The sequence below is a fragment of the Mycobacterium sp. genome (assembly GCF_035653355.1).
In the GTDB taxonomy this organism is placed as follows: Bacteria; Actinomycetota; Actinomycetes; order Mycobacteriales; family Mycobacteriaceae; genus Mycobacterium.
Genome location: NZ_DASRBZ010000268.1, coordinates 1 through 6,876, shown reverse-complemented (window position 1 = coordinate 6,876; position 6,876 = coordinate 1). Strand labels below are relative to the sequence as shown.

Sequence of the window (6,876 nt, the reverse complement as noted above, 5' to 3'; positions counted from 1 at the left end):
ATAGGTCTTGGCCGGCTTGTCGAGTTCGAGATCGAAACGGTCGACCAACTCGTCGCGGTAGGCCGCATCGACGCCGGGGCCTACCCTGCCAAGCAGCTCAAGGATTTCGGCGCCTGTCAGTCCCGGCCACAGCGCAACATCAGCGGGCACGTATCCGATGTGACGATGGGATCGACGGACGTCACCCGCAGGGCAACCGAATATCTCTGCACTGCCTGCCGTCGGGCGAATCAATCCGAGCAGCAGGCGAATCGTCGTCGACTTTCCCGCGCCATTGGGGCCCAGGAACCCGAACACCTCACCCGGCGGGACGGACATCGTCAGATCGTCGACGGCCACAACACGGCCGAACCGTTTGGTCAGACCCTCGACACGGATAGCAGGGCTGGAACCGGTCTTCAATGGGAAGGCTCACTTAACCGGAGTGAACTCGAGGTGCAATTCCTTGAGGCGCCTGAACAGAAACGTGCGGTCCCATTTGAGCCGACGATTGCCTGGCGGACCGTGCTCGGCCTCTGAAAGCCGAATGTCGGCCATTCGGTCAAGGATGCGTTCCAAGCTCACACGTACTTCTGCGCGTGCGATCGGGGCGCCCGGACAAGTGTGGACACCACGGCCGAATGCGATGTGCTGCAGAATGTTTGGGCGTCCGAGGCGGAATTCGTTGGGCTCGTCGAACCGTCGTGGATCGCGGTTTGCCGCACCGTTCATCACCAGGACGCTGGTACCTGCTGGCACATCGACGTCGCCGATCCTGGTGGTGCGCCGCGTCATGCGGAAGTTCGATTTGATCGGGCTTTCGAAGCGCAGCATTTCCTCGATGAAGGCGGTGATCTTTGAGTGGTCCTCGCGCAGCTGCTGTTGTAAGTCCGGTCGTTCGGCCAGCATCAGCATCGCCAGACTCAGCAGGTCGATTGTGGTGCCGTGGCCGGCGGCGAACATGAACGTGGCAACGCGGGCAACGTCAAGCGCGTCGGGTGTCGTGCCGTCGGGAAACTTTGCCAGCGCAAGCTCGGTGAGGACGTCGTCGCGCGGCTTGCGCCGGCGATCCTCGATGTACTCGACGAACCACTCCTCTTTCACGCCAACGAAGCCGCTGCGATCGCCCTCGAGCCTGCTGGCTCTCGCAGCGCGGCGAAAGCGCTCACGGTCGGCCTCAGGGACGTCCAGCAGGTCGGTAATCGCGTCCAGCGTGAACGGAAAATTGTAGTCAATGACAATCTCGCACTTGCCCTGCCCGACGAAACGGTCCAGTTGCTCGTCGGCAAGACGCCACAAGAAGTCCTCGTTGTTTTTTATCTGCTTCGGCGTGAACAACCGGCTCAAGAGTGACCGGTGCGCCGTGTGCTTCGGAGGATCAAACGAGATGAAGTAGTTGCCGAACGTAACCCTGTGGCGGTGCCGCTCGATCACATCCGAGACGTCATCACTGCCCGATTCGATCGGAATCCCCGACCATGGACCGCTGACGATATTGCATACCGATAAGATCTGGTCGGGATCGCGTTGGACGGCGACCGCCTCGTCATATCCCGACACCATCACCACGCCGTGCGCCGGCTCACGCCATATTGGGCAACGACGGATCGCGTCGTAGTACTCGTACGGGTCATCGACGAGTGACTTGTCGGTGAAGAAATCGAGGTTCTCGAGTCCGCTCACTCCGCCTCCCCGCGTTGCTATACAAATGGTAAGCGCTCGTCGCTTCGGCAGAGGTAAACAAAATGGCCGGTGTGCAGCAGATGTGACCGTGGCCCGCGTCTTGAATGCGTTTCGTTAGGCCAGCATAGTTACTGTATCGAACACACATTCGAGTGCGTTCTTATGACGTCCGCCTCGGCACCGTACTTCGAGGTGGTTGGCGCCTTGGCCAAGCGGAACAATCGCCATAGCGAGTGCCGGACGTGCACAGAGTTTTCCCAGCATAGAGGGCCACGCGGTGACACCATATTCGCGTGAGCGACGGCGACGTCGGCTCAGCCCTGAACAGCAATGTCCAGGTTGAACGTGACGCCTCGATAGACGACCTGCTCGACAAAGCCGTGTCGGCGATTCGCTGCGGGACACGCGTGGTGGCGATTGTCGAGGTGACGTCATGACCGCCGCGGGATTGGAGTGCGCCGCGTGCGGCACAGCACTCCCGCCGAAAGCCAAATTCTGTAACGAGTGCGGTGCGGCAGTTTCAACGACCCCGGCACCTGCCGAGTACAAGCAGGTGACGGTGTTGTTCGCCGATGTGGTGCGATCGATGGACATCGCGGCCGCGGTTGGTGCGGAGCGGCTGCGGGAGATCATGGCGGATCTGGTCGAGTGCGCATCGGCGGTGGTGCGCCGCTACGGCGGTACCGTCGACAAGTTCACCGGCGACGGAATCATGGCGGTATTCGGGGCACCGAGAGCTTTGGAGGATCACGCCTTCCGTGCGTGCTTGGCCGCGTTGGACATCCAGCAGCAGACGCAGGACCTCGCCGCCGAGGTCTGGCGCAGCGACGGTGTTGCCCTTCAGTTGCGGATCGGTCTGAATTCCGGTCGGGTGATTGCCGGTGAACTCGGATCTAACCCATTCAGCTACACCGCGATCGGCGAGCAGGTCGGTCTGGCGCAACGGATGGAGTCCGTCGCACCAGCGGGCGGCGTGATGCTCAGCGGATCCACTACGCGTTTGGTCGACGACCGGGTGGTGCTGGCTGACCCAGAGCTGGTGCGCATCAAAGGCGCCGATGAACCCGTGCAGACCCGTCGTCTACTGCGCGTGGATGCCCACCGCGAGCCGGGTGCGCGTGGGGAATCGAGTTTGGTTGGCCGCCTCTGGGAGATGACAGCCGTTGACGCGATCTTGGCGCGGGCGATCGACGGTCACGGCGGTGTCGTGGGCCTGGTCGGACCGCCCGGGATAGGCAAGAGCCGCCTGGTCCGTGAAATTTCCGCAATGGCCACACAACGCCATGTCCCGGTGTTCACCACCTTCTGCGAGTCCCACACGAGCGATATCCCGTTCCACGTGGTCGCGCAATTGTTGCGTGCCACCACTGGGGTGGCCGAACTCGACGGCAACGCCGCCCGCGCCCAGGCAAGGACACGAGTGCCAGACGCCGATGAACAAGATTTGCTGCTGTTCAACGATCTGATCGGCATCGCCGATCCAGATGTCGAACTGCCCCAGATCGACCCGGACGCTCGACGGCGACGGTTGACGGCACTCGCCAACACCGCGACGTTGGCCCGCACGTCGCCTGAGGTTTATGTCATCGAAGACGCGCACTGGATCGACGAGGTCAGCGAGTCGATGCTTGCCGACTTCATGGCGGTGATCTCGCAAACCCCGTCTCTGGTCGTGATCACTTACCGACCGGAATACCACGGCGCTTTGTCGCGGGTGGCCGGGGCTCAGACAATTGCGCTTGCCCCGCTGAGCGATTCGGAATCATCGGCACTAGTCGCCGAGTTGCTCGGCCCAGACCCCTCGGTCGGCGACCTGGCCACGGTCATCGCCGAGCGCGCTAGCGGGAATCCGTTCTTCGTCCAGGAGATCGTGCGCGACCTAGCCGAACGCGGTGTCCTGCAGGGAAAGCGAGGCGAGTACCTGCTTTGCGCGGGAGTGGACGACGTCAGCGTTCCGGCCACCCTGCAGGCCACCATCGCCGCCCGCATCGACCGGCTGGAACCCGCCGCCAAGCAGACCCTCAGTGCTGCATCGGTTATCGGATCACGGTTCAGCGCTGACCTTTTGGCAGATCTAAACGTCGATCCGGTGTTCGACGAGCTGGTCGCGGCTGAGCTGATCGACCAGGTCAAGTTCACCCCGAACGCCGAATACACCTTCCACCACCCATTGATCCGCACCGTCGCCTACGAGTCGCAGCTCAAGTCCGACCGCGCTGCACTGCATCGGCGTCTTGCCGCCGTCATCGAAGCGCACGATCCGGCCGCAGCCGACGCGAACGCGGCATTGATCGCCGAGCACTGGGAGGCCGCCGGCGACCTGCGTACTGCCTATGAGTGGCACATGCGGGCGGGTGCTTGGTCAACCAACCGCGATATAACGGCAGCTTGGGTGAATTGGGAGCGAGCATGTCAACTAGCCGATTCGCTGGCCAGCGATCCCGACGTCCTTGCGATCCGCATCGCCCCTCGCACACTGTTGTGCGCCAACGCCTATCGAGGTGGGGATGCCGATGTCTCGCGGCGTTTCGAGGAACTACGCGAATTGTGTACCGCGGCGGGCGACAAAGCGTCCCTGGCCATCGGTATGAGCGGACTGGTGAACGAGCACATGATGGCTGCCCGCGTTACTGAAGCCTCGCGGCTGGTCGCCGAACAGATGGCCCTGCTCGAGTCGATCGCCGATCCGACGCTCACCGTTGGGGTGTCGCTTGGGCCTATCGCCGTCAAGTACGAAACCGGTGAGATGGCTGACATCTTGCGGTGGTCAGAGGCCGTCATCGGTCTGGCCGAGGGCGACTTTGCCAAGGGTGACTTCATCATCGGATCGCCATTAGCAACGGCACTGGCATCGCGAGGCAGTGCAAGGTATCGCTTGGGACGGTCAGGGTGGCGCGAAGACTTCGATAATGCCCTGGTGATGGCGCGGGCGAGCGACTCCATGTCGCATGCAATTGTCGTCTCCTACAAGTACGTTCCGGCGATACCGTGTGGGGTGGCGGTCGCCGACGACCGTGCGGTGAGCGAGATCGGCGATGCACTGCGGGTAGCCGAGGGATCGGTCAACGACATCGCGCTCGGACTTGTGCGATTGACGATGGGTATTGCGCTCCTGCATCGGGAATCCGCAGACGACCGTCGGCGCGGACTTCAAGTACTGGACCAGGTCCGCGACATGTGTATGCAAGGGCGGTTCTACATGGTCCAATTGGCGGTTACTGACGTGTACGTCGCTCGGGAGATGGCCAGGTATGCAAACCTCGACCAGGCTATAAGCAGGTCGCGCAGCGCCTTACAAGATTTGTTTAGTCACCTGCAGCTGTCCTGGTGCATTCCTGCTACCGCCATTCTGGTCGAGATGCTGCTGGCCCGTGGCGGTGATGGCGACCTGCAGGAGGCTCGCGCCGCGATTGACCGGCTGGCCGCTGCGCCCGCGGATGACGGGTTAGTCATGCGCGACATCATGCTGGTGCGGCTGCGCGCGCTGTTGGCCCGGGCTCACGGTGATGAAGGTGCATACCGACAATTCGCCGCACGCTACCGAAAGATGGCTAACGACGTTGGTTATGAGAGGCACATGGCGCTGGCGGAGGCGATGACATGATCGCGTGTGCGGCGTGTGCCACCGAGTTGCCGCAGGATGCCGAGTTCTGTTTCAAGTGTGGCACGCCCGTCGCGTTGGCCCATCGCCCCGCCGAGTACAAGCAGGTGACGGTGTTGTTCGCCGACGTGGTGCGATCGATGGACATCGCGGCCGCGGTTGGTGCGGAGCGGCTGCGGGAGATCATGACGCAGCTGGTCGAGTGCGCATCAGCGGTGGTGCGCCGCTACGGCGGTACCGTCGACAAGTTCACCGGCGACGGAATCATGGCGGTATTCGGGGCGCCAAGAGCTTTGGAGGATCACGCCTTCCGTGCGTGCTTGGCCGCGTTGGCCACTCAGGAAGAAGCCAAGCGCCTTGCCGTGGAGGTGAAGGCTAAAGATGCCGTCGATCTGCAGCTGCGGATCGGGCTGAACTCCGGCGAAGTGATCGCTGGCGAGATCGGTTCGATTGCTTTGGGTTACACTGCAATTGGCCAGCAGGTCGGGATGGCTCAGCGCATGGAGTCAGTGGCACCACCCGGTGGTGTGATGCTCAGTGAGTCAACCGCACGGCTCGTCGAGAACGCCACTGTACTGGGCGAACCGCAATCGGTGCGTATCAAGGGCGCCGCGGATCCGGTTCCTGCACGCAGTCTCGTCGGGTTGGCGGCACTTCGAGGACGCATCGGTCCTCATGCCTTGACCCTGGTGGGCCGCGAGTGGGAACTCGCCGCCCTGACCGCAATGCTGGATCGGTCGATAAAGGGCTACGGCTGTGTGGCGTGCGTAGTCGGACCGCCAGGCATTGGCAAAACGCGCATCGTCACGGAGACAACTTCACTTGCAGCTAGCCGTGGTGTGCCAGTCTTTTCGACATACTGCGAGTCTCATACCAGCGAGATCGCTTTCCATCCGGTGACACGACTCCTGCGGGCGGTGTTGGGGACAGAGGGTCACGACGATCTGACGGCGCGGAACCAAGTTCGGGCCCAACTACGGGACGCGGATTCCGTTGACCTTGTGATCCTCGACGACCTCCTCGGCATCCGCGATCCCGCGGTCGAGCTGCCCGATATCGCGCCTGATGCTCGGCGGCGACGGCTGACTGCGCTGCTGAATACCGCTGCGCTGGCCCGCTTGACACCGCGGGTTTATGTCGTCGAGGACGTGCACTGGATTGACCCGGCCAGCGAAGCGATGCTGGCTGATTTCCTGGCGGTGATTCCTCGAACCTATTCGCTGGTGTTGATCACCTACCGGCCCGAATACCGTGGTGCGCTTAACGGGGCGCCGGGCGCCCAAACGATTGCGCTTGCTCCACTGGATGACTCGCAAACTTCGGTGTTGATCGAAGAACTGCTCGGACCGCATCCCTCGATTTCCGGACTGGCTAACCAAATCGCGGAAAAGGCGGGCGGGAACCCGTTTTTCGCCGAGCAGATCGTGCACGACCTTGCCGACCGAGGTGTTCTCTCCGGTGATCGTGGTGCATATCGGTGCACGGGTGGGGTCGCCGAGCTGCACGTACCAGCCAGCCTGCAGGCCGCCATCGCCGCGCGTATCGACCGACTCGACACATCCGCCAAACGCACACTGAACGCCGCCGCGGTGATCGGTCTGAAATTCGGAGCG

Annotated in this window: 5 protein-coding genes; 3 read left to right on the top strand and 2 right to left on the bottom strand. The window is 62.5% G+C overall.

Going from position 1 to position 6,876, the window contains the following annotated elements; translation table 11 throughout:
• A partial coding sequence (locus tag VFA16_RS09165; protein WP_414687674.1) for an ATP-binding cassette domain-containing protein occupies positions 1-318 on the bottom strand: 318 nt, incomplete at its 3' end.
• 93 nt (positions 319-411) lie between these two features.
• Complete coding sequence (locus tag VFA16_RS09160) at positions 412-1,662, bottom strand: cytochrome P450 (RefSeq protein WP_324967507.1); 1,251 nt, start codon at positions 1,660-1,662, stop codon at positions 412-414.
• A gap of 293 nt (positions 1,663-1,955) precedes the next feature.
• Between VFA16_RS09160 and VFA16_RS09155 the strand changes: the two genes are divergently transcribed.
• The 3 genes from VFA16_RS09155 to VFA16_RS09145 form a co-directional block, all read left to right on the top strand.
• The gene (locus VFA16_RS09155; protein ID WP_324967506.1) at positions 1,956-2,099 is read left to right on the top strand and encodes a hypothetical protein; all 144 of its coding nucleotides are present in this window, start codon (positions 1,956-1,958) and stop codon (positions 2,097-2,099) included.
• Positions 2,096-5,266: an AAA family ATPase gene (locus VFA16_RS09150; RefSeq protein WP_324967505.1), complete on the top strand. Its 3,171-nt coding sequence runs from the start codon at positions 2,096-2,098 to the stop codon at positions 5,264-5,266. The genes VFA16_RS09155 and VFA16_RS09150 overlap by 4 nt, the downstream gene beginning before the upstream one ends.
• Positions 5,263-6,876 (top strand): AAA family ATPase (locus VFA16_RS09145; protein WP_324967504.1); only part of this gene is annotated, 1,614 nt, incomplete at its 3' end. The genes VFA16_RS09150 and VFA16_RS09145, both read left to right, overlap by 4 nt.